At 46.2% G+C, this 247-nt stretch carries 1 protein-coding gene; it reads left to right on the top strand.

Translation table 11 applies throughout. The features are described 5' to 3' along the window. A partial coding sequence (locus JFU56_RS22655; protein ID WP_242066060.1) for an MOSC domain-containing protein occupies nt 1–247 on the top strand: 247 nt, incomplete at both ends.

Genomic DNA, 247 nt, shown 5'->3' with positions numbered 1-247 from the left:
CGAGAGATTCGATCAAAATGATATGGCAAGAAGGCTGCAAGATACGCTAAGAACTGGCTGGAATTTCCGTGTATTGGAAGAGGGGGATATCGGTGCTGGAGATGAGATCATTCTATGTGAAAGACCTTATCCAGAATGGCCGTTAACACGCATCATGGGGGCGGTGTTCACAGGTTGTTTGGATAAACAAGAGCTTAAAGAACTGGCGGAGCTACCTTTAGTCGAATCTTGGGGAGCACTTATAGAG

Origin of the sequence: Moritella sp. F3 (assembly GCF_015082335.1) — a bacterium.
GTDB lineage: Bacteria > Pseudomonadota > Gammaproteobacteria > Enterobacterales > Moritellaceae > Moritella.
Note: the sequence above shows the minus strand (reverse complement) of the source record. Positions and strands in the feature narration are given on the sequence as shown.